The sequence below is a fragment of the Alteromonas sp. I10 genome, assembly GCF_003201515.1.
Lineage (GTDB): Bacteria > Pseudomonadota > Gammaproteobacteria > Enterobacterales > Alteromonadaceae > Alteromonas > Alteromonas macleodii.
The window spans coordinates 133,608-154,007 of sequence record NZ_QJJN01000012.1 but is presented as its reverse complement, the minus strand read 5'-3'; the positions used below and the strand labels follow the sequence as shown (position 1 = coordinate 154,007).

Below are 20,400 nucleotides of genomic sequence, written 5' to 3'. Positions count from 1 at the left end.
ATAAAGGTAGTAGAGACTTACTTCAGGAGGCTTGCTGTTTTGCTTTTCCCCCGAAGCGGATGCGCATTTTAGGGAAATGAGCGCTCACGTCAACACTTATTTTAAAAAAAGTGTCATATTCGTTTTGAACGCTCAAAATACCAACTATTTCCAGTATTTCAGCTTATTCCTTAACCTAAACTTGCGCCAAAGGTTAAGCGGCTTAGCTTTTATCTTACCTTTATAGCTACTATTAAAGTCATCGACTGCATCTAAAATACGTTCGCAATTACGTCCATCTCTATAAGCTTCATGATAATGGGCAAAGTCATTAACCTCTTTCATTAATGATGCGGGTCGCGTTAATGCCGTTTCAATGGCGTTTTCTACTTCGCTTACTTCTGTGACATTAAGTAAATGTTGTCCAGGGTTTGTATTGCGATAAGTGACAACAGGTTTGTTCATCATCATAAACTCTAAAATTATAGAGCTGCTGTCACACAACATGACATCTGATTGCTGAAAGTCTTCAAGACGCACATTATCAACAAAGGTAACGTTACTAAATTCATCTGCCAGCGCACGATATCTATCTAATAGTGCTTGATCGTTGAGTTTGGGATGAAATGTTAAACGCCAATTCCATTTCTTTTCTTTCACTAACCTACTAATTGTATCGACAAGTACAGGAGCAGAGGTAATGCCTTTAGAAAAAGTGGTGGCGTAGAGAATAGTGGGAACATCGTTTTCCTTCTTATATGAAGAAAAATAGTCATCCACTTTAGCCCAACCTGTTTGATACACTTTAAAAAACTGATGCTTTGCTTCAAGCTGCTTAAAATACTCTGTGCTACTTGGCCCCTGAGTACAGTACATATCAAACCACCCGCGAATAGAGAAGTGATCATCTGTAGCGCTAGTCTTCTCCCCCCGCTTGCCAATCGGATAACCGTGAAAGACTGATACCTTTATACCTGGCAAAAAGTGATAGATGATATTTCCACACGCAAATATGGCTAAGGGGTTGTATTCAATAACATCATTAATAGTATGAAGGCGAATTTCATCAGGCTTCAATAGATCGGGACATTCTCCTTCCAAAAACCACGCTACTTCGTCACCTCTAGCCCTAATGGCCTCTTGTAGTGGTCTATAAATAGGATACGCATAGGAAAGGGCAGTGAAAAATACATAGCGCTTGGGCATTACAACGTCTCGATAAATTCTATTAGCAAACTACATTATCATTTTTCTCTTTGTGATTTACTACCCTCCTCTTCGCGTGTTGCAACGTAGGATAGTTATCTGATGCTTAAAGCATTACAGGTAGGCTCTGTAACCACCCTACTAGTACCAACTCATCGGCATTGCTGTTAGAGTTTGCGTAATTCACTTTCTGCGCAATTTATATGAGTGTGTAATGCATAAATCGATTGATAGTTTTAAAGGTGTTTCTCCTACATTAGGAAAGAATGTCTATGTTGATGGCTCGGCAAGAATCGTCGGTGATGTAGTTTTAGAAGATGATGCGAGTATTTGGCCGCTGGTTGCAGCTCGTGGCGACGTGAACAAAATTCGTATTGGTGCCCGTTCTAATATTCAAGATGGCAGTGTTTTACACGTTACCCGTAAATCTGAGAAAACCCCCAATGGCTTCCCACTTATTATTGGTGAGGACGTTACCGTTGGGCATAAGTGTATGCTGCACGGCTGCCAGTTGGGTAATCGAATTCTCGTTGGCATGGGCGCTATTGTAATGGATGGTGTTGTTGTTGAAGACGATGTGTTTATTGGTGCAGGTACATTAGTACCGCCGAACAAAAGGTTAGTAAGCGGATTTCTTTACGTGGGAAACCCCATGCAAAAGAAAAGGCCGCTCAACGACGCCGAAATGGCATTCCTGAAACAATCTGCCGTTAACTATGTTGTATTGAAAGATGAGTACCTTGAAGAAGCGAACTAGTTTCGCTTCTCACCTTGCTCAACGATAGCCCTGACACGTTTTACAATATCTGAAGTATCGGGGCGCTTTTGTGTCCATATGTAGAAAGCTTCAGCCGCTTGCTCAACCAGCATCCCTAATCCATCTATTTGCGTTTTGACACCAAGTTCGGCCGCATCTCTCATAAAGCGCGTGGGTGAGTTTTTATAAACCATGTCGTACACCACTTCACAGTTTTGTAAAACACCATCATTTAAACGGCACGGCAATTCATTGCTTAAACTGGCGGCTGTTGAATTGATAATAATATGAGGCGCAACATCTGCGATATCTTCAAGCGCAGCCACCTGCACTTTAGCGTTTGAAGCGGCACTTGCCACTTCCTCAGCTTTCGCTTTGGTTCTATTGGTGATGGTTAAAGAGGTGGCCCCTGCTTTTAATAACGGGGAAATTACGCCACGGGCTGCGCCGCCGGCACCAATAAGCAACACGCGCTTACCCTTAATTTCCACACCGCTGTTAAGCAGATCGTTTACCAGCCCTACACCATCAGTGTTGTATCCCCATATTTCTCCGCTGTCACCATTCATTAGCGTATTAACAGCTTGTGCATCTTTGGCTGCTTGGTCGTCTACCTTTGCCAAGTTGAATGCATCAAGCTTAAAAGGCATGGTGACGTTACAACCTACCGCGCCTTCCTGAGCTAAAAACGCGTTGGCGGCATCTACAAAACCGTCTACTGGCGCAAGTATCTTTTCATAAGAAATATTTTCTCCCACTTGTTCAGCAAACATTTGATGGATAGTTGGTGATAAACTCTGTGCAATAGGATTTCCGAATACAGCGAATTTTTTCATGGGAATACGAGACTTATTTAATATAAAGAAGAAAAGCGATAATCGTGCTTCGCAGAGTACACCATATGAACGTATAGGTGGAGAGGAGAAAGTACGGGAATTAGCAAATACGTTTTACGACATAATGGAAACCGATCCACTCGCCAATGAACTGCTAGCTATTCACCCCCAGCCATTAGACAGAATTCGCCACGTGTTCTTTCTCTATTTAAGTTTATGGCTTGGTGGTCCTGATGATTACCAGCAGCAGTATGGCCACCCGCGTCTGCGTGCACGCCACCTACCTTATACCGTAACACCAGAGTTAAAAGCGCAGTGGATGTATTGCATGCGAAAAGCCATGTTTAAAACGGTTGAAGATATCGCCTTAGCTCAACAGTTGATAGACGCACTTGATCAACTCGCCAATCACATGGTGAATACAAAATAAAAAAGCGCGTTGAAAGGATTAACCTTTTAACGCGCAACTCCCCTGTTACTGTCTACGCTCTTTATGGCGCATAAAGTAGTGCAATTGTGAAAGCCTAATAGTTAATAAGGCGTGAAACTAAGAATTAGAATGTGTAACCCACCGATAAGGTATACACCCAAGGATCTATTTCAATATCACTTACCTTTCCAGCAGCATCACCCACTTTGAAGGTTGCTTCGGTATCTATATCAATGAATCGAACCGATGCATTAACATGCCATTTTGTATCAATTTGGTAATCCATTCCCACCTGTGCTGACAAGCCAAATGAATTATCAAGCGATAGGTCGCTTAAGCCAGCTGTTTCATTCGCACCTGTAAACTCTTCATCAAAGATAAAGGTATAGTTGATACCTGCACCAATGTATGGCTGAAACGCAGAGCTGGCATCATTAAAATAGTAGTTTGCGGTAAGCGTAGGAGGAAGATGCGTGACTTCACCAAGCTGATTACCCGTCCCTAACGGATCAGCAACAGAAAAATTAACGTCGTGCTTAAAGGGCGTTGCGGCAAGCAGCTCAATATTAATATTGTCAGTAATAAAGTACGCTACGTTTAGACCTAGCTGAGTATCGTTATCGATATTAAGAGCCACGCCAAGATCAGTTCCACCCGCGACGATGTTAGAGGTAGATTCGTCAGGAGCAACGGTAGTAAGACCGCCACGAACAATCCAGTCGCCCTGCTGGTGAGCGCTAGCTAAAGGTGAGAGTGCAGCAAGTGTAAGGCAAAGTGCAGATGCAGATAAAAAGTGTTTGCGCATGATGTGTCTCTTTTGTGTTTAACTAAGATGGCGATACTTTACGCCTGTGGTTAAGAGAAACATTGATCCAGCGCAAGTTTGATAACTCACTGAAACACAGATGATATTCCACCTTGATGTAGATCAAAAAAGCGCCGCATTAACATTAATACGGCGTTTTTTAGTCATTAAAGATGAAAGCTGCTATCGGCGGTCCGCGTAAGGATTTAAGCGGAGCCTTATTTAATAATTAATCACCAATCAGTAGGTTTTAACCAGTCTGTCAGCTTGGCTTCGGCGCTACCCGGTGCAGGTGTATAACAATACTCCCAGCGCGCGAGCGGCGGCATCGACATTAGAATTGATTCCGTACGCCCGCCGGTTTGCAGTCCAAATAAAGTGCCTCGGTCGAATACAAGGTTAAACTCAACGTAGCGGCCCCGGCGGTAAAGTTGGAAATCACGCTCTCTTTCGCCGAAATCGGTTTGCTTACGACGTTCAACAATAGGAACGTAAGCATCGATGAAGCCATTACCAACAGCCTGCATAAATGCAAATGACTGTTCAAAGCCCCATTCATTCAGGTCGTCAAAGAATAAACCGCCCACTCCGCGAGTTTCATTGCGATGCTTTAAGTAAAAGTAGTCGTCGCACCACTTTTTGTACTTAGGGTAGACGTCATTGCCAAATGGTTTGCACAACTTCTTTGCAGTGTCATGCCAATGCAAAACGTCGTCTTTAAACGGATAAAATGGCGTCAAGTCGAAGCCGCCGCCAAACCACCAGATAGGTGCTTCGCCCTCTTTTTCTGCAATAAAAAAGCGAACATTAGCATGTGACGTTGGGATGTACGGGTTATGTGGATGAATAACGAGTGATACACCCATTGCTTGAAAGTTTCTTCCCGCAAGCTCAGGGCGATTAGCCGTTGCTGAAGCCGGCATTTGACTGCCAAACACATGAGAAAAGTTAACGCCGCCTTGTTCAATCACCGCACCATTTTTTAGTACTCGAGAGCGGCCACCGCCACCCTCTTCTCGCTGCCAGCTGTCTTCAACAAACTGGCCCTTACCATCGGCAAGTTCAAGGGTTTGGCAAATGGTGTCTTGCAGCCCTAGTAAATAGCTTTTTACTTGTTCTATTACTTCAGCGGCATTTTTACCGTCCAATAATTCTGCTGATGTCATGCTCTTATTACCTCTGCTGTGTCGCCATCGCGAATGGTACTGGGTTTAGTTGCACCACCTACTTCCCCTTCTATATAGAAAACGGAATCAGCGAATACGGCTTTTGCTTCTTCAGTGGTGATGGCTGGCGGTTGGCCGGTCAGGTTAGCGCTTGTGGAAACTAACGGTTTACCTAACTTGTTGCACAATTCCACTACTACAGGGTGATTAGTTACGCGCACCGCTATTTTACTATGCTTGCCGGTTAACCAAACTGGCGCAGATGACGACTTAGGTAATAGCCAAGTATTAGGGCCTGGCCAGCTCGAAAAAATATCGGTGCGTCTGTCAGGGCGAATGGCGTTGTCGTTAACATAAGGCAGTAGCTGACTGTAGTTTGCTGCAATCAATATCACGCCCTTTTCTACCGGTCGCTGTTTTATCTCTAACAGCGCATTTACAGCGGCTTCATTGTCGGGGTCACATCCGATGCCCATTACCGCTTCGGTTGGATAAACGATTAAACTGCCAGCTTGGAATGCGGCAACAACAGGGTCTACTTCAGGTGAGTTAGCCTCAACGGGGGTAAACGTGTTTACGTTCCCATTTTGGATATCAGACATGGTTTTAATCTCTACGTATAGTTCTTCGTTTAGTTGTTCGTATAATTACTTTTTAAAGCCACAACTAGGCTGAGGACACTGTAACTGCCCCTTTTTATCTATCAATACTCCCCAACCGCAATCTGGGCAGCTTTCATTAACCGGCGTGAAATTTAGCACATATCGACATTGTGGATAATGGTTGCACGCAAAAAACTGTTTGCCGTATTTGTTAGTACGCGAGATTAGATGCCCTTTCTTACACTTTGGACAATCCACCAAAGTATCTTCTTTTTCTTTAATGGGCTCTATGTGATGGCATGAAGGAAAATTGGTACAGCCGATAAACATGCCAAACCGCCCTTTCTTTATGGCTAAGTCGGATGCGCATTCAGGGCAGGCTACACCGTCTAAGGTTTTCAGTATGGTGGTTTGTTTATCGTGAAGTGGCTTACTAAAGCTACATTCCGGATAGCCCGTACACCCGATAAAAGGGCCGGATTTACTGTTCTTTATATGAAGAGGTTTACCGCACTCGGGGCAATCTCCGAAATTATCATCGAGAGCATGCTCGTGCGCTGAAAAGAGTGAATGGTCTATTTTAGACATGTATTGGACGTTAAGGCCTTAAACGCGCTGCAATTTCACAGCGCATTTTTAAGTAAAGATTCAAATACCAGTGACTACAACTGCATTAATGCAGAACACCATCTGGCTCTTCGAACAAAAGATCTTCCATTTGTGCGTAGGCTTTCTCTTTGCCAGGTACGTTGAATAGTACCATTAGCACCACCCACTTCAGGTCTTCCAAGCAAAATTCATTGGAATCAATTTCCATAACGCGATCTATAACCATTTCGCGTGTGGAGGCATCCAACACATTAACCTGTTCTAAGAACATAAGAAAACCGCGACATTCCACATCTAAACGCATTTGTTCTTCATGCGTGTAAATACGGCTTAAGCTAGTGCTAATACCTTTGCAAAAGTACGGTTTGATGTCCGTCTCTTGCAGTGCCGCTAACTTTTCTAACCATGCGAGGGCTTTATAAATCTCATCGTGATGAAATCCTGCGCGCACAAGCTCTTCCGTTAACTCGTCTTGGTCAACACGAATTTCCGTTTCACTGTGAATGAAGTTTTCAAATAGATACATGAGGATATCGAACATATTATTTTCCCCTCAATTTAACGTAACCACCAGGGACAGCGGCCACTAAACCACGCAACTCATATTCTAATAATGATGCCATTGCTTGCGATACAGATAAGGCATTGCGCTGGGCTATGACATCAATAGCGGTGATGTCATAATCCACACTAGCTAATAATTTATCGGTTGCCAAGCTATTCGCTGTACTTTTTTCGTTTTGCTCGTCAACATTCAAGCCTAGTTGTTCAGGCTGAACGCCAACTTCATCGAGAATATCGCTTATATTTGTTACTAATTTGGCGCCCTGTTGGATTAACCAGTGGCAACCTTCAGCGTAAGCGTTAGCGATATTGCCTGGCACAGCGAATACTTCTCGCCCCATATCTGCGGCCAAATTCGCAGTTATCAAGGTGCCACTCTTAATTTTTGCCTCTACCACTAAGGTTCCAAGGGATAACGCTGCGATAATTCGATTTCGCCTTGGAAAATGCCAAGGCTTAGGTCCCTGCCCCGGAAAAAACTCTGTAACGGTGACACCTCCGTCATTGTTGATAGCTTCATAGAGCTTACTATTTTTAGCCGGATATACCTTTTCAGGTCCCGTACCCATTACCGCAATGGTTCCGGTGCTACCAGACAGGGCGCCTTGGTGTGCGGCGCTATCAATGCCCATGGCAAGGCCGCTCGTCACTACAACTCCGCTACTAGATAACCCATAAGCAATGTCGGTTGCGGTACGCTTACCCTGAAGGCTGGCCCTTCTGCTTCCCACTATAGCAATCTGTGGTTTTTGAAATAGCGCTTTGTTTCCCGTGGCGAATAGCGCGAGGGGCGGACTATCCAATTGCTTAAGTAATTCTGGATAGTGAGGCGATGACAACGGCACGATGTGTCTATTGTCGCTCGCTTGCAGCCAGTTTATTGCTGCATCAATAAGAGGCGGTGAAATGTTGTTGGTGAGTTGTTTAACCTCGTTAGGCAGCGAAGACGTGTTGCTGCCTAAATCGACAGTAGAAAGTTGATATTTTTCGAGAGCCTGTAGCCATAGTTTAGGTGAAACACGCTGAGCGGAAGCCAGTGCTATCCATGCTAATGCTTCGCTGTCTAGCTGAGAAGATTGTGGTGCCATTATCGCTCCTAATGCGAGCGACAATGAACCATGCATCGTTTAAGGCTTGGCGACAATGAAGCCGCGCTTTATCCCCTTATTCGCTCGCGTAATTAATCCGTAACTTGCCGCATCAAATGTTTTAAACACAACAACTTCACCTACTTTAAGCGCGGGTTGCGATACCGTATCGATAAACCACTCACCACCAGTGTTAGCGCCGGGTTCATCTACATAGCGTGGACTTTCTTCGTCAATAATGGCTGGACCTTGTGAGTAAAGCCCCAGGACCGTACCTGGCGCTACTTCCATACTGCCTAAATCAAGAATGACAACGTCGTATTTGCCAAGTAAATCGTGATCATGCAAATCTCCAACTATTGCGCCTCGCTGCGAAGTAGCCGGAACAAGTTCAAAGCCTTCAGGATGTTCAAATCCACCCGCCATTAACTTATCACCGCGCTTAGCTTCTTGGTTCGCATCGTCGATGAAAAGCAACATCGTGTTGCTACCTTCATCTTTTTCCACTAGTGAAGCTGTTGAAACATGGGTAACTTGAATACCAAGGATTTCCCCATCAAGATTTCTAATCGTAGCGTGCTTTCTTACAACTCTGTACTGATCGTCGGTACTGAATTGTTGCTGACTTAACACAAAATCATCAGACGCAAACCTTACGTTTCCATCCTGATTACCCAGCAATTTAGGTAGCGAAGCATAGCTTTCCTCGTCTAGCAGCATATGTTGTCTAATGAATGGAGAGATAGTTGTCCACGACAACACATCAACAGGCTTCGGTTTTACTCGCTTATCGGTAGCCGGAGAAAGCTTATAGGAAGGCTTGTCGCGCTTTACACTTAATACAGGCTGCCCATCAACATACCCAACGACGATAACATCGCCCGGGTAAATAAGGTGTGGATTGTCGATTTGGGTGTTGGTTCGCCATAATTCAGGCCAGAGCCAAGGCTCGTTGAGAAAGACGTTAGCGATTGCCCATAGCGTGTCCCCACGCTTTACTGTGTAGGTTTCTGGCGCGCTCTCTTTTAGCTGCAGCGCAAAGGTAGGCAAAGAAAGCAGTACACCTAAGATAAACAATGCTGCACGACGCGCGTAAATCAATCGCTTTTTCAAATTAACCACCTGCAAATTATTCACTGTCACTTATTGTTGATTTTTCAGACAATAGCACTATATCGGCATAACTAGGTATTCTAATAGGGTTTCGGTAAAAAACTGCACGAAACAGCCCGATATACGTTAGAATAGTAACTTAATAAGCACTGTAAAGTGTGCTGGCAATTAGATCGTATATGAATTTATACAGCGAAAAGGTGAAGTAAGCGAGAAATGGCAATTTTAGACGTATTAAGTTTTCCTGATGAACGTCTTCGCACGGTAGCTAAGCCGGTTGAAGAGGTTAACGACGAAATTAAACAATTGGTATCGGACATGTTCGAAACCATGAAAGACGAGAACGGTATTGGCCTTGCTGCAACGCAAGTTAACCGCCACGTTCAAGTTGTTGTAATGGACGTATCGGAAGATCAAAACGAGCCACGCGTATTTATTAACCCTGAAATCATTCGTAAAGATGGCTCCACGATTAGCGAAGAAGGCTGTTTATCAGTGCCGGGTAATTACGCGAAAGTTGAGCGCGCCGAATCAATTACCGTAAAAGCGCTAGATCAGAATGGCGAAAGCTTTGAGTTGGATGCAGAAGGTTTGTTAGCGATTTGTATTCAGCACGAGCTGGATCATCTAAAAGGCAAATTGTTTATTGATTACCTTTCACCGCTTAAGCGCCAACGTATTCGTAAAAAGCTTGAGAAAGAAGCGCGTCTTGCTGCAAAAGCCTAAGGAATAACGTGACAACTCCATTGAAAGTGATTTTTGCCGGTACTCCGGATTTTGCAGCTAAACATCTATCAGCGTTACTCGAGAGCGAGCACGAAGTCATTGCTGTTTACACTCAGCCTGATAGACCCGCAGGGCGAGGTAAAAAGCTTACCGCCAGTCCGGTTAAAGTATTAGCAGAAGAAAACGCCATTCCAGTTTACCAGCCTCAGTCGCTTAAAGCTCAAGACGCTCAGGAAGAATTAGCCTCGCTCAATGCCGATTTAATGGTAGTTGTTGCTTACGGACTGATACTGCCTACCGCGGTGTTAAATGCACCTAAGCTAGGGTGCATTAACGTGCACGGCTCTATTCTTCCCAAGTGGCGAGGCGCGGCACCAATACAGCGTTCAATCTGGGCAGGTGACGCTGAGACTGGCGTAACCATAATGCAAATGGACGAAGGTTTAGACACGGGTGACATGCTTCACATAGCAACATTACCTATTACCTCTGAAGATACCAGCGCCACCTTATATGAAAAGCTTGCAGAGCTAGGACCACAAGCGTTGGTTGAGGTCGTTAATGAATTTGATCGTTACACGCCCACCAAACAAGACGACTCTCAAGCGACCTACGCGAAAAAGCTATCAAAAGAAGAAGCCCTGATTAATTGGGCAGACGATGCTGAGCAAATAGAGCGAAATATCCGCGCCTTCAACCCTTGGCCTGTAGCGTGGATGCAGGTCGAAGATCAGAACGTTAAAGTATGGTCTGCCAGCGTTGTTCCTTTAAATAAAGGTGCCACGCCAGGTACGGTAATCAGTGCCAATAAAGAGGGCATTACTATCGCTACGGGGCGCGATGCGCTTTGCATTACATCTCTTCAAATTCCTGGCAAAAAGGCGCTTCCAGCGTCAGACGTTATCAATGCTCGCCAAACGTGGTTTGAAGTGGGCCGTTGTCTGACACAAGCGGACTAAACGTGAAACCATTACCCCTTCCCAAACAAAAGAACCTGCGCGCAGATTGTGCGTGGGTCATCTATCAAATTTTAGAGCAAGGCAAGTCATCGCGTGAGTGCTTAGAACGCGTTCAGCGCAGACACAACGCCAAAGATAACGCATGGATTCAAGAGATGTCACTAGGGGTAATGCGTCGCCTTCCCCTTTTACAGCACTGGCTGCGCTCTTTGTTGGATAGGCCTCTAAAAGGCAACAAGAAAGTCATAGAACATCTTATTCTTCTTGGTTTGTACCAGCTTAATTTTTCCCGCGTTAGCAACCACGCCGCCGTTGGCGAAACCGTCGCCGCAGCATCTTATTTAAATGCCGCAGGGTTAAAAGGGTTAGTTAATGCGGTACTGCGTAGTTTTCAGCGAGAGAACCTTGCAGACAAACCTGTAGACGACGCAATCATAAACAGCGGCTTGCCAAAGTGGTTGTTTAAGGCAATAGAGAACGCCTATGGTGACGACGCCGAGCAGGTACGTACTGAAACGAATGCCATGGCCCCCATTTGGCTTCGCGTAAATAAGTTGCAAACATCCTTGGCAGCATTTACTCAGGCGTTAGATAAAGCAGGGGTTGAATATACCCTTAGCGCAAACCACGCTGATGCGGTAATTCTGACTAAGCGAGAAGATATTACTGCCCTGCCTGGTTTTGAAAAAGGTCACTTTGCGGTACAAGATGGGGCAGCGCAATTAGCCGCACATTACCTAAAGCCTCAAGCGAACGAACGCATTCTAGACTGTTGCGCCGCACCAGGCGGAAAAACAGGGCACATTGTTGAGTCTGCACCTGATACACAGTACGTATTAGCGCTTGATGCTGATGCTACCCGCCTAAAACGGGTAGAAGAAAACATGACTCGCCTTAAGCACACTGTCGATATCAAGCAAGGTGATGCAGCTAATCCTGATACCTGGTGGGACGGAAAGCCCTTCGACAGAATATTACTGGATGCCCCCTGCTCTGCTACCGGTGTGATTAGACGTCACCCAGATATTCGCTGGCTTCGAAAAGCCAATGACATCGACAATTTAGCACAGCTTCAACGGCGTATATTAGAAACGTTGTGGGGTCTATTAAAGCCAGGCGGCACGCTGCTTTATGCAACATGTTCTATTTTGCCAAAAGAGAACATGGCGCAAATACAGCAGTTTCTCGCCGACACTCCAGATGCCTCGTTATCGCCCATAGTGAAAACTGAAACCGTTGATAAACCCGGGCGCCAGATAACGCCAGGAGAGCAACAAATGGATGGTTTCTATTATGCGAGGCTGGTAAAGTCAGCAGACTGAGTTCAATAGTTGTGCAACGTCACACAGTTAAGACTTGCACGAATATGAAGGCAAAATAATAACGATGAAGATCATCATTTTAGGGGCCGGCCAAGTAGGCGGAACACTTGCTGAAAACTTAGTGGGTGAGAATAACGAAATAACAGTTATTGACTCTGACCCCACTATATTGCGCGCACTTCAAGACCGTCTTGATTTACAAGTAGTAACAGGCGTGGGCTCACACCCTGATGTGTTGCGTAAGGCCGGTGCGGAAGATGCAGATATGCTGATTGCCGTAACCAATAGTGATGAAAGCAATATGTTGGCCTGTCAGGTGGCCTACAGCCTATTTAAAACACCCACTAAAATCGCACGCGTGCGCTCTGAACAGTACATCATTTACCAAGAGCAGCTATATAAGCAGCAAGACATTCCCGTTGACCACATTATCGCTCCCGAGCAGTTGGTAACTAAGGCCATCAAACGTCTTATCGACTACCCGGGTGCACTTCAGGTGGTTGAGTTTGCTGAAGGCAAGGCCAGCCTTGTTGCGGTTAAAGCCTATTACGGTGGCTTATTGGTAGGCCACGCGTTATCTGCGCTTAAAGACCACATGCCTAACGTTGAAACCCGGGTTGCTGCCATTTACCGACGCGGCCGCCCTATTCGCCCGTTAGGTACCACGGTTATTGAGGCCGATGATGAAGTGTTCTTTATTGCCGCTACCAAGCACATTCGCGCAGTAATGAGTGAGCTTCAAAAGCTCGAATCAAGCTACAAACGAATTATGATAGCCGGTGGTGGCTTGATTGGCGCAGGCCTTGCGAAAAAGTTAGAGCACAATCATAACGTTAAGCTTATTGAATACAGCCCAGAAAGGGCCAAATATTTATCTGCGAACTTAGATAAAACCATTGTATTTAGCGGTGACGCGTCTGACCCTGAATTGCTAAGTGAAGAAAATATCGAGCAAGTTGACGCTTTCATAGCCGTTACCAACGACGATGAAGCGAATATCATGTCAGCCATGCTGGCAAAGCGTATGGGTGCACAAAAAGCCATGGTGCTTATCCAGCGAAGTGCTTATGTGGACTTGGTGCAAGGCGGTGAGATAGATATCGCGTTTTCACCTCAACAAGCCACTATCTCGGCGCTACTGACTCACGTACGTCGAGGTGACATTGTAAACGTGTACTCATTACGACGAGGTGCTGCCGAGGCTATTGAAGCGATAGCGCACGGTGATGAAAATACCTCTAAGGTGGTTGGCAAACAAATAGGCGATATTAAACTACCGCCAGGTACCACGATTGGGGCTATTGTTCGAGACGATCAGGTGATTATTGCTCACAGCGATACCAAGATTGAAGCAAACGACCATGTAATTTTGTTCTTGGTTGATAAGAAGTACATCAACGACGTGGAAAAGCTGTTCCAACCCAGCGCATTTTTCTTTGGCTAGCGCTTTTGCAAGGCGTCATAGGTGCCGCAAGATTAAAAGTTGAAGACATAAAAATAAAGGGCGATATTTATCGCCCTTTTTTTTAGCTCGTATCAAAACTACCGGTTTATTTGTTAACTGCGCCAGAACGTTGGTGAGAACAAGACCAGCAATGAGAAGACCTCTAGTCGCCCAAATACCATGGCAATCACCAGTATCCATTTGCCTGCGTCAGTAACATCAGCATAGTTGGCCGCTACGCTCCCCAATCCCGGACCTAAGTTATTCAGCATGGCCGCAGTAGCGGTAAAGGCGCTTAGGTTATCTAAACCCGTGGCAATCAAGCCTATCATAATGATAACAAACACCACTGCATAAGCTGAAAAGAACCCCCATACGGCCTCTACTACTCTGTCAGGCATGGCACGGTCGCCAAACTTAACGCTGTATACCGCTTTCGGGTGAATTAGCCTATCAACCTCACGCTTGCCTTGTAGAAACAGTAAGCAGACGCGTACTACTTTTAAGCCCCCACCCGTGGAACTTGCGCACCCGCCGATAAAGCTTGAAAAAATAAGCATAATAGGGAGGAATGCCGGCCAGACTGAAAAATCAGTGGTTGCAAACCCGGCAGTGGTACTAATAGATACCGCTTGGATCATAGCTTGGTCTAAAGCCTGCTCTGCCGAGCTATAGTAGCCTGATAGCGTAAGTACTAGGAAACAAATCCCGATGAGTGAGGCTTGAATGATAAAAAACGCCTTAAACTCTGGATCGTTAAAATAGCCTTTAACCGAACGAGAGCTCACCGCCGCATAGTGTAATGAGAAGTTTAACGCAGCAATAAGCAAAAACACGGTACACACCACGTTTACCATAGGACTATTAAAATAGCCTAAGCTGGCGTCGTGGTTCGAAAAGCCACCAATAGCAACCGTTGAGAAAGAATGGCAAATCGCATCAAAAACATTCATTCCCGCAAGCCAGTATGCACCGGCACATGCAATGGTTATGGATAGGTAGATGTACCACAAATGCTTTGCCGTATCGGCAATACGCGGAGTCATTTTATTATCTTTAACTGGGCCAGGAGTTTCTGCCCGATAAAGCTGCATTCCCCCTACTCCAAGGATAGGTAAAATGGCAACTGCGAGTACGATGATACCCATGCCACCTAACCACTGAAGTTGTTGACGGTAAAACTGTACTGAGTGAGGAAGAAAATCTATCCCCTCAATAACCGTAGCTCCAGTGGTAGTCAGGCCAGAAAATGACTCAAAGAAAGCATCGGTTACCGTCATGCTTGGTTGCTCTAGCAAGATAAGTGGAATTGCCCCCACGCTTGCTAGTACTGACCAAAACAGCGCAACAATCAGAAACCCTTCTCGTGCTCTTAGGTCATTTTTCTGCTGACGGTTGGGATACCACAATGCCATACCGCCGATGACACAAAATATAAATGCGAGGATAAAAGGCAGGCCACTGCCATCTTGATAAATCAACGACACGATAGCGGGTGGGATCATGGTTACGCTAAAAAGCGCAATTAATAACCCAAGTATTCGTATGATGGCACGGTAGTGCATTGTTTGTTATGCCTTTATTTTTATAGTGCGCATAAGGACTACTGAGCCCTAGTTACAATGTGCTTTTTGATATGGTTTCAAAAAGCGAATCTATCTACGTGAAACAAGGTAGATGAAATCCTATACGTTACGCATAGGGTTTTGATTATAGGACTATAATGAACAAGGGGAAACCTTTGTCTCCCCACTACATTAGGCTAATTACACATAAAGGCACCTGATCTTTTCACTAGGAAAAAACCAACCACTTTTATTTTTTAGTTTCCTATTTCATAGCAAGCACGGTTTTAACCATTTTAGTAATACTCGCATTGGCTTCACTAATGCTTTGCGCCAGCATATACGCAGGTGTAGTAACAAGCTTTGCGTCATTATCAACAACCACCTCATCAACTGGGCACTCTACATGCGTGGCTCCTAATGCATTCAACCCACCAGCCGTGGCTTCGTCATTGCCAATGGTCAGTTTAGTTTTGTTGCCATACACTTTTGCTGCTAGCGCAGGTGCAATACACGCGTACGCTGCGGGCTTTTTAGCTTGTGCAAAGGCTTTGCACACTGTCAGCACCTCTTCGTTAAAGGTACAATTTTCACCGTCTACAGCAAACGTACACAGGTTCTTCGCAGCGCCAAAGCCACCAGGTAAAATAAGTGTATCAAAAGCAGTTACGTCGCACTCAGTCACGGGTTTTATATCACCTCGGGCAATACGGGCCGATTCTACTAACACATTTCGTGCTTCACCTTCTGATACCTCACCGGTTAAGTGATTGACTACATGCAGTTGGTTTACATCTGGAGCAAAACACTGATAAGACGCGCCTTCTTGCTCAATGGCTAAAAGTGTCAATACCGCTTCGTGTAACTCAGCCCCGTCAAACACACCACTACCACTTAAAATAACGGCTACTTGTTTCATATTGTCCTCCTAGACGCTATGCCATCTACTTATTCAAAATTTGGCTATTAAACACACAACTGTTCAAAAAAAGTTCTTAATAATACGTGTATACATTGTTAATGGTTATGCTACATTACTTGACCAACTTGGTTAAACCAAAAATAAACGTACACCAAGTTATCCACATAAAATGGAATGGTAAGTAGCAGGTACGCTGTTTTCACACCTAAGTCTCATTCCCTTATTTTTCTTGATTTGAAAGGTGATCTTTAACTTGACAAAGATCATCCGGATCACTGTGCCCAAAATTTTAGATCACAAAGTTATCCACAGGCGAAATGCGATCCGCTATCGACCTTAATGTTCCTTCATGATATGGCGATCTGCCCTAGCCTGTGGCATCCTTGCGCTCATATTCTCTATTGGAAAATCGCCATCTATGCCTGATTCTAAAAAGCCTCCATTTATTCTTGTCGATGGATCGTCATATCTTTTTCGTGCCTTTCACGGTTTACCACCATTAACCAACTCAAAAGGCCAAGACACCGGTGCTATTTATGGTGTTGTGAACATGCTTAAAAGCTTGATCAAACAATACAACCCGACGCATATGGCGGTGATTTTTGATGCTAAAGGCAAGACCTTTCGCGATGACATCTATAAAGAGTACAAAGCGAACCGTCCTCCGATGCCGGATGAGCTAAGAAGCCAAATCGAACCGTTGCACGCCATCATTAAGGCAATGGGATTACCTGTTATTGTTGAATCGGGTGTAGAAGCTGATGACGTGATTGGCACGTTAGCCAAACACGCCACAGAAAAAGGTATTGATACCCTTATCAGCACCGGCGATAAAGACATGGCGCAACTAGTAAATGAACATGTCACCTTAATCAACACCATGACAAACCAACTGATGGATGTCGAAGGTGTAAATACGAAGTTTGGTATTCCACCGGAGCTTGTGATCGACTTCCTTGCGCTTAAGGGCGATAAAGTCGATAACATCCCAGGTGTACCTGGTGTAGGTGATAAAAGTGCTCAAGCCTTGTTAAACGGTATTGGCGGTATCGACGACATATATAAGAACCTGGATAAAATTGCAGATCTGTCGTTTAGAGGCAGTAAGTCGATGGCGGCTAAAATGCAGGAATACGAAGAGCAAGCTCGGCTTTCTTATACCCTAGCTACTATCAGCATCGATCTTGACCTTGACTATGATGTCGAAGCTCTTATGCCTTGCCAAGCCGATAACGAACAACTTCGCGATCTGTTTGCCGAATACGAGTTCAAACGCTGGCATGCAGAAGTAAGCGCGCTAATAGCCGGCGGAGATACCTCTGGTGCCAATGCAAACACCAACGAAGAAAAGAGCGATAGCGCAGAAGAGAGCGAACAAAGTGAATCGGTAGAGATAGATAAGTCGAAGTATGAGACAGTGCTTGAAGAGGAACGCTTTAATGCGTGGGTCGCGAAGCTAGAAAAAGCCGAGCTAATCGCTTTTGATACCGAGACAACCAGCCTTAACTACATGGATGCGGAGTTAGTTGGTGTTTCATTTTGTATAGAGGAAGGTGAAGCAGCTTATGTGCCTGTTGCTCACGATTACCCAGATGCACCCGCCCAGCTATCACGAGAATTCGTATTAGACGCATTAAAACCTATTTTAGAATCGGACACCGTGATCAAAGTAGGTCAACACATAAAATACGACAAAAACGTATTAGCGAACTATGACATTACCTTAAACGGCATTGGCTTTGACACCATGCTTGAGAGCTATGTACTAAACAGTACCGCGCAGCGCCATGATATGGACTCACTTGCCCTAGCCTACCTTGGTCATAAAACTATTCACTTCGAAGAGATTGCGGGTAAAGGCGCAAAGCAGCTAACGTTTAATCAAATTAGCCTTGAAGAAGCTGGGCCTTATGCCGCAGAAGATGCTGATATCACGCTTCGCTTACACAACGCTATTTGGACGAAGTTGAAAGAAATTCCTGAGCTTAAAAATCTATTGATAGATGTTGAGGTTCCCCTAGCCTGTGTACTTTCTCGTATGGAACAGGAAGGTGTATTGATAGACAGCCAAAGGCTGCGTCAGCAAAGCCAGGATCTTGCCACCCGGATTGCCGAGCTTGAAAATGAAGTACATGAGGAAGCTGGCGAGCCATTCAACTTAGGTTCTACTAAACAGCTTCAACATGTCTTGTTCGAAAAAATGTCGCTACCGATCATAAAGAAAACGCCTAAAGGGGCGCCGTCTACTTCTGAGGACGTACTGCAAGAACTTGCGCTTGAGTACCCGTTGCCGAAGAAGATCATGGAATACCGTGGCCTAACCAAGCTAAAGAATACCTACACGGATAAACTTCCTAAGATGATCAATCATCGTACGGGTCGAGTGCATACTTCTTATCACCAAGCAGTAACCGCCACGGGACGACTCTCTTCCACCGATCCTAACTTACAGAACATCCCTATCCGAAATGAGGAAGGTCGCCGCGTACGTCAGGCATTTGTACCAAGAGAAGGAAATAAGTTCGTCGCTGCCGACTACTCGCAAATTGAATTGCGAATAATGGCTCACCTTTCGGGTGATAAGGGTCTATTAGACGCCTTTGCACATGGCAAAGATATTCATAAAGCTACAGCGTCTGAAGTGTTTGGTGTTCCACTAGATGAAGTGACCACTGAACAGCGTCGCAGTGCAAAAGCGATTAACTTTGGCTTAATTTACGGTATGAGTGCCTTTGGGTTGTCGAAGCAACTTAATATTCCACGTAATGAAGCACAGAAATATATGGATCTTTACTTCGAGCGCTACCCAGGCGTGCTTGAGTACATGGATTCAACACGTGAGAGCGCGAAAGAAAAAGGTTATGTAGAAACCGTATTTGGTCGCAGACTTTATTTGCCTGATATTAAAGCCAGTAATGGTGCACGTAGAAAAGGCGCAGAGCGCGCAGCGATAAACGCGCCTATGCAAGGCACAGCGGCAGACATTATTAAGATGGCGATGATCAAAGTTGATGACTGGATTAGAAAAAATGCATCTGATGATGTGACAATGATGATGCAGGTGCACGATGAATTGGTTTTTGAAATAAAAGAAGACAAAGTGGAAACCTATGTCTCTACTATTACTGCTCTTATGGAAAGCGCAGCTACGCTAAATGTTCCGCTGGTTGTTGAGGCTGGTGTGGGCGAAAACTGGGATGAAGCGCACTAGTTTGGTAATTAGATTACAGTTTTTACATTAAAAGGCGCGTTATATTCATTAAATTTGGTAATTTAATTACATAACACCCTTGCCTTTTCTGTGCTTTGTTGTAATATTACACATGTAGGGTACAGAGGTGAGAAAGCTGTTTTCAAACCTTTGCTTTAACCCCGACAGTTTTGTCGGGGTTTTTTTATATCTGCGTAAAATAAATAATTCATAAATATCAATAACTTAAAAAATAAAGCGAATTTTATTTTAATTTTTCTGAACTTCTCTATTTATCACGACTCTATATCTACGGTTTTTATGTGTTTTCTCTCAGTTTACGCCTCGCTCTATGCGGGGCGTTCTTTTTTCTAACACCCCATCATGCCATGCCTATCCAAAGGGCACGTCAGATAAGCACAAACGGTAAGGGTGAATTGCGCTACTGTACTTCGCTATCAGACTCTTCTGTTTCGTCTTGTTTATCTAAGCCAAACCACGTATCCAAAATACGCTCTAATTCGGGTAACCCGTGCTTATTTAATGACGAGAAGGTTTGCACGGTAACATCGCCCATAAATGCCATCGCAGCTTCACGCGCCATTAACAGCTGTGCCTTTCGCTTACCGCTTTTAAGTTTGTCGGCTTTAGTGAGAAGTGCCAGTACTGGAATATTTGAGGCTACTGCCCAATGGATAAGATTTTGGTCTAAATCTTTGAAGGGGTGACGAATATCCATTAAAACGACTAATCCTTTAAGGGACTTGCGCTTTTGAAGATATTCACCAAGTGACGCCTGCCACTTCTTTTTCATGGCTACTGGCACTTTTGCAAAGCCATATCCTGGCAAATCAACCAAGCGTAAGTCTTCTTCTAATTCAAAGACGTTGATCAATTGGGTGCGACCCGGTGTTTTACTGGTTCTTGCCAAGTTCTTCTGACGAGTTAACGTGTTAAGTGCACTCGATTTACCCGCATTAGAGCGGCCCGCGAACGCTACTTCAATTCCGGTATCATTCTTTAAATGACGAATATCAGGTGCGCTCGTAAAGAATTTTGCTTTGGTGTAATACGACATCTAGACTTACCTCCACATGCGTCTCAACCTTCGGTTTAC

The 20,400-nt window shown here is 44.7% G+C and carries 19 protein-coding genes; 7 read left to right on the top strand and 12 right to left on the bottom strand.

All coding sequences use genetic code 11. The features are described from left to right. Window positions 1–144: 144 nt before the first annotated feature. Window positions 145–1,056, bottom strand: coding sequence for a UDP-N-acetylglucosamine 2-epimerase (locus tag BZA03_RS19395; protein ID WP_110289620.1), 912 nt, complete (start codon window positions 1,054–1,056; stop codon window positions 145–147). A gap of 343 nt (window positions 1,057–1,399) precedes the next feature. Here BZA03_RS19395 and BZA03_RS19390 point away from each other — a divergent pair, with 343 nt between their 5' ends. Beyond that, window positions 1,400–1,942, top strand: coding sequence for a gamma carbonic anhydrase family protein (locus tag BZA03_RS19390; RefSeq protein ID WP_110289615.1), 543 nt, complete (start codon window positions 1,400–1,402; stop codon window positions 1,940–1,942). On the opposite strand, the gene aroE is transcribed toward BZA03_RS19390, so the two are convergent. Further along, window positions 1,939–2,778 (bottom strand): shikimate dehydrogenase, encoded by an 840-nt coding sequence (gene aroE, locus BZA03_RS19385; protein WP_110289614.1) that lies wholly within the window; start codon window positions 2,776–2,778, stop codon window positions 1,939–1,941. The genes BZA03_RS19390 and aroE overlap by 4 nt on opposite strands. Between aroE and BZA03_RS19380 the strand changes: the two genes are divergently transcribed. Next, window positions 2,777–3,208: a group II truncated hemoglobin gene (locus tag BZA03_RS19380; RefSeq protein ID WP_014947737.1), complete on the top strand. Its 432-nt coding sequence runs from the start codon at window positions 2,777–2,779 to the stop codon at window positions 3,206–3,208. The genes aroE and BZA03_RS19380 overlap by 2 nt on opposite strands. 124 nt (window positions 3,209–3,332) lie before the next feature. Here the strand turns inward: BZA03_RS19380 and BZA03_RS19375 are convergent, their stop codons facing one another. The 7 genes from BZA03_RS19375 to BZA03_RS19345 form a co-directional block, all read right to left on the bottom strand. Then, window positions 3,333–4,013 (bottom strand): OmpW family outer membrane protein, encoded by a 681-nt coding sequence (locus BZA03_RS19375; protein ID WP_014947736.1) that lies wholly within the window; start codon window positions 4,011–4,013, stop codon window positions 3,333–3,335. Window positions 4,014–4,246: 233 nt separating this feature from the next. Next, the gene (gene hemF / locus BZA03_RS19370) at window positions 4,247–5,179 is read right to left on the bottom strand and encodes an oxygen-dependent coproporphyrinogen oxidase (protein ID WP_049586350.1); all 933 of its coding nucleotides are present in this window, start codon (window positions 5,177–5,179) and stop codon (window positions 4,247–4,249) included. Further along, window positions 5,176–5,781, bottom strand: coding sequence for a Sua5/YciO/YrdC/YwlC family protein (locus tag BZA03_RS19365; RefSeq protein WP_049586351.1), 606 nt, complete (start codon window positions 5,779–5,781; stop codon window positions 5,176–5,178). Before BZA03_RS19365 ends, hemF begins: the two co-directional genes overlap by 4 nt. A 45-nt stretch (window positions 5,782–5,826) precedes the next feature. Next, window positions 5,827–6,369 (bottom strand): type I DNA topoisomerase, encoded by a 543-nt coding sequence (locus BZA03_RS19360; RefSeq protein ID WP_014975256.1) that lies wholly within the window; start codon window positions 6,367–6,369, stop codon window positions 5,827–5,829. Window positions 6,370–6,454: 85 nt separating this feature from the next. Next, on the bottom strand, window positions 6,455–6,931 hold the full coding sequence (locus BZA03_RS19355) for a DUF494 family protein (protein WP_014947732.1): 477 nt from the start codon (window positions 6,929–6,931) through the stop codon (window positions 6,455–6,457). Window position 6,932: 1 nt separating this feature from the next. After that, window positions 6,933–8,042, bottom strand: coding sequence for a DNA-processing protein DprA (dprA, locus tag BZA03_RS19350; RefSeq protein ID WP_110289613.1), 1,110 nt, complete (start codon window positions 8,040–8,042; stop codon window positions 6,933–6,935). Window positions 8,043–8,081: 39 nt separating this feature from the next. Continuing rightward, window positions 8,082–9,155 carry a LysM peptidoglycan-binding domain-containing protein gene (locus BZA03_RS19345; protein WP_014947730.1) on the bottom strand — a complete coding sequence of 358 codons (1,074 nt, stop codon included), beginning with the start codon at window positions 9,153–9,155 and terminating at the stop codon, window positions 8,082–8,084. Between the two features lie 216 nt (window positions 9,156–9,371). Between BZA03_RS19345 and def the strand changes: the two genes are divergently transcribed. The 4 genes from def (at window position 9,372) to trkA (ending at window position 13,606) form a co-directional block, all read left to right on the top strand. After that, the gene (gene def, locus BZA03_RS19340; RefSeq protein ID WP_014947729.1) at window positions 9,372–9,881 is read left to right on the top strand and encodes a peptide deformylase; all 510 of its coding nucleotides are present in this window, start codon (window positions 9,372–9,374) and stop codon (window positions 9,879–9,881) included. A gap of 8 nt (window positions 9,882–9,889) precedes the next feature. After that, window positions 9,890–10,840, top strand: coding sequence for a methionyl-tRNA formyltransferase (fmt, locus tag BZA03_RS19335; RefSeq protein ID WP_039228916.1), 951 nt, complete (start codon window positions 9,890–9,892; stop codon window positions 10,838–10,840). A gap of 2 nt (window positions 10,841–10,842) precedes the next feature. Then, the gene (rsmB, locus tag BZA03_RS19330; RefSeq protein WP_110289612.1) at window positions 10,843–12,162 is read left to right on the top strand and encodes a 16S rRNA (cytosine(967)-C(5))-methyltransferase RsmB; all 1,320 of its coding nucleotides are present in this window, start codon (window positions 10,843–10,845) and stop codon (window positions 12,160–12,162) included. Window positions 12,163–12,226: 64 nt separating this feature from the next. Then, entirely contained in the window at window positions 12,227–13,606 is a 1,380-nt protein-coding gene (gene trkA, locus BZA03_RS19325; protein WP_014947726.1) for a Trk system potassium transporter TrkA, read from the top strand. Between the two features lie 113 nt (window positions 13,607–13,719). On the opposite strand, the gene BZA03_RS19320 is transcribed toward trkA, so the two are convergent. Beyond that, window positions 13,720–15,171: a TrkH family potassium uptake protein gene (locus tag BZA03_RS19320; RefSeq protein ID WP_014947725.1), complete on the bottom strand. Its 1,452-nt coding sequence runs from the start codon at window positions 15,169–15,171 to the stop codon at window positions 13,720–13,722. Window positions 15,172–15,436: 265 nt separating this feature from the next. Beyond that, window positions 15,437–16,090, bottom strand: a complete 654-nt coding sequence (elbB, locus tag BZA03_RS19315; protein ID WP_014947724.1) for an isoprenoid biosynthesis glyoxalase ElbB — start codon at window positions 16,088–16,090, stop codon at window positions 15,437–15,439. A 421-nt stretch (window positions 16,091–16,511) separates the two neighbouring features. Here elbB and polA point away from each other — a divergent pair, with 421 nt between their 5' ends. Beyond that, complete coding sequence (polA, locus tag BZA03_RS19310; protein WP_110289611.1) at window positions 16,512–19,304, top strand: DNA polymerase I; 2,793 nt, start codon at window positions 16,512–16,514, stop codon at window positions 19,302–19,304. A 421-nt stretch (window positions 19,305–19,725) separates the two neighbouring features. Here the strand turns inward: polA and yihA are convergent, their stop codons facing one another. After that, window positions 19,726–20,361: a ribosome biogenesis GTP-binding protein YihA/YsxC gene (yihA, locus tag BZA03_RS19305; RefSeq protein WP_110289610.1), complete on the bottom strand. Its 636-nt coding sequence runs from the start codon at window positions 20,359–20,361 to the stop codon at window positions 19,726–19,728. Window positions 20,362–20,400 lie beyond the last annotated feature (39 nt).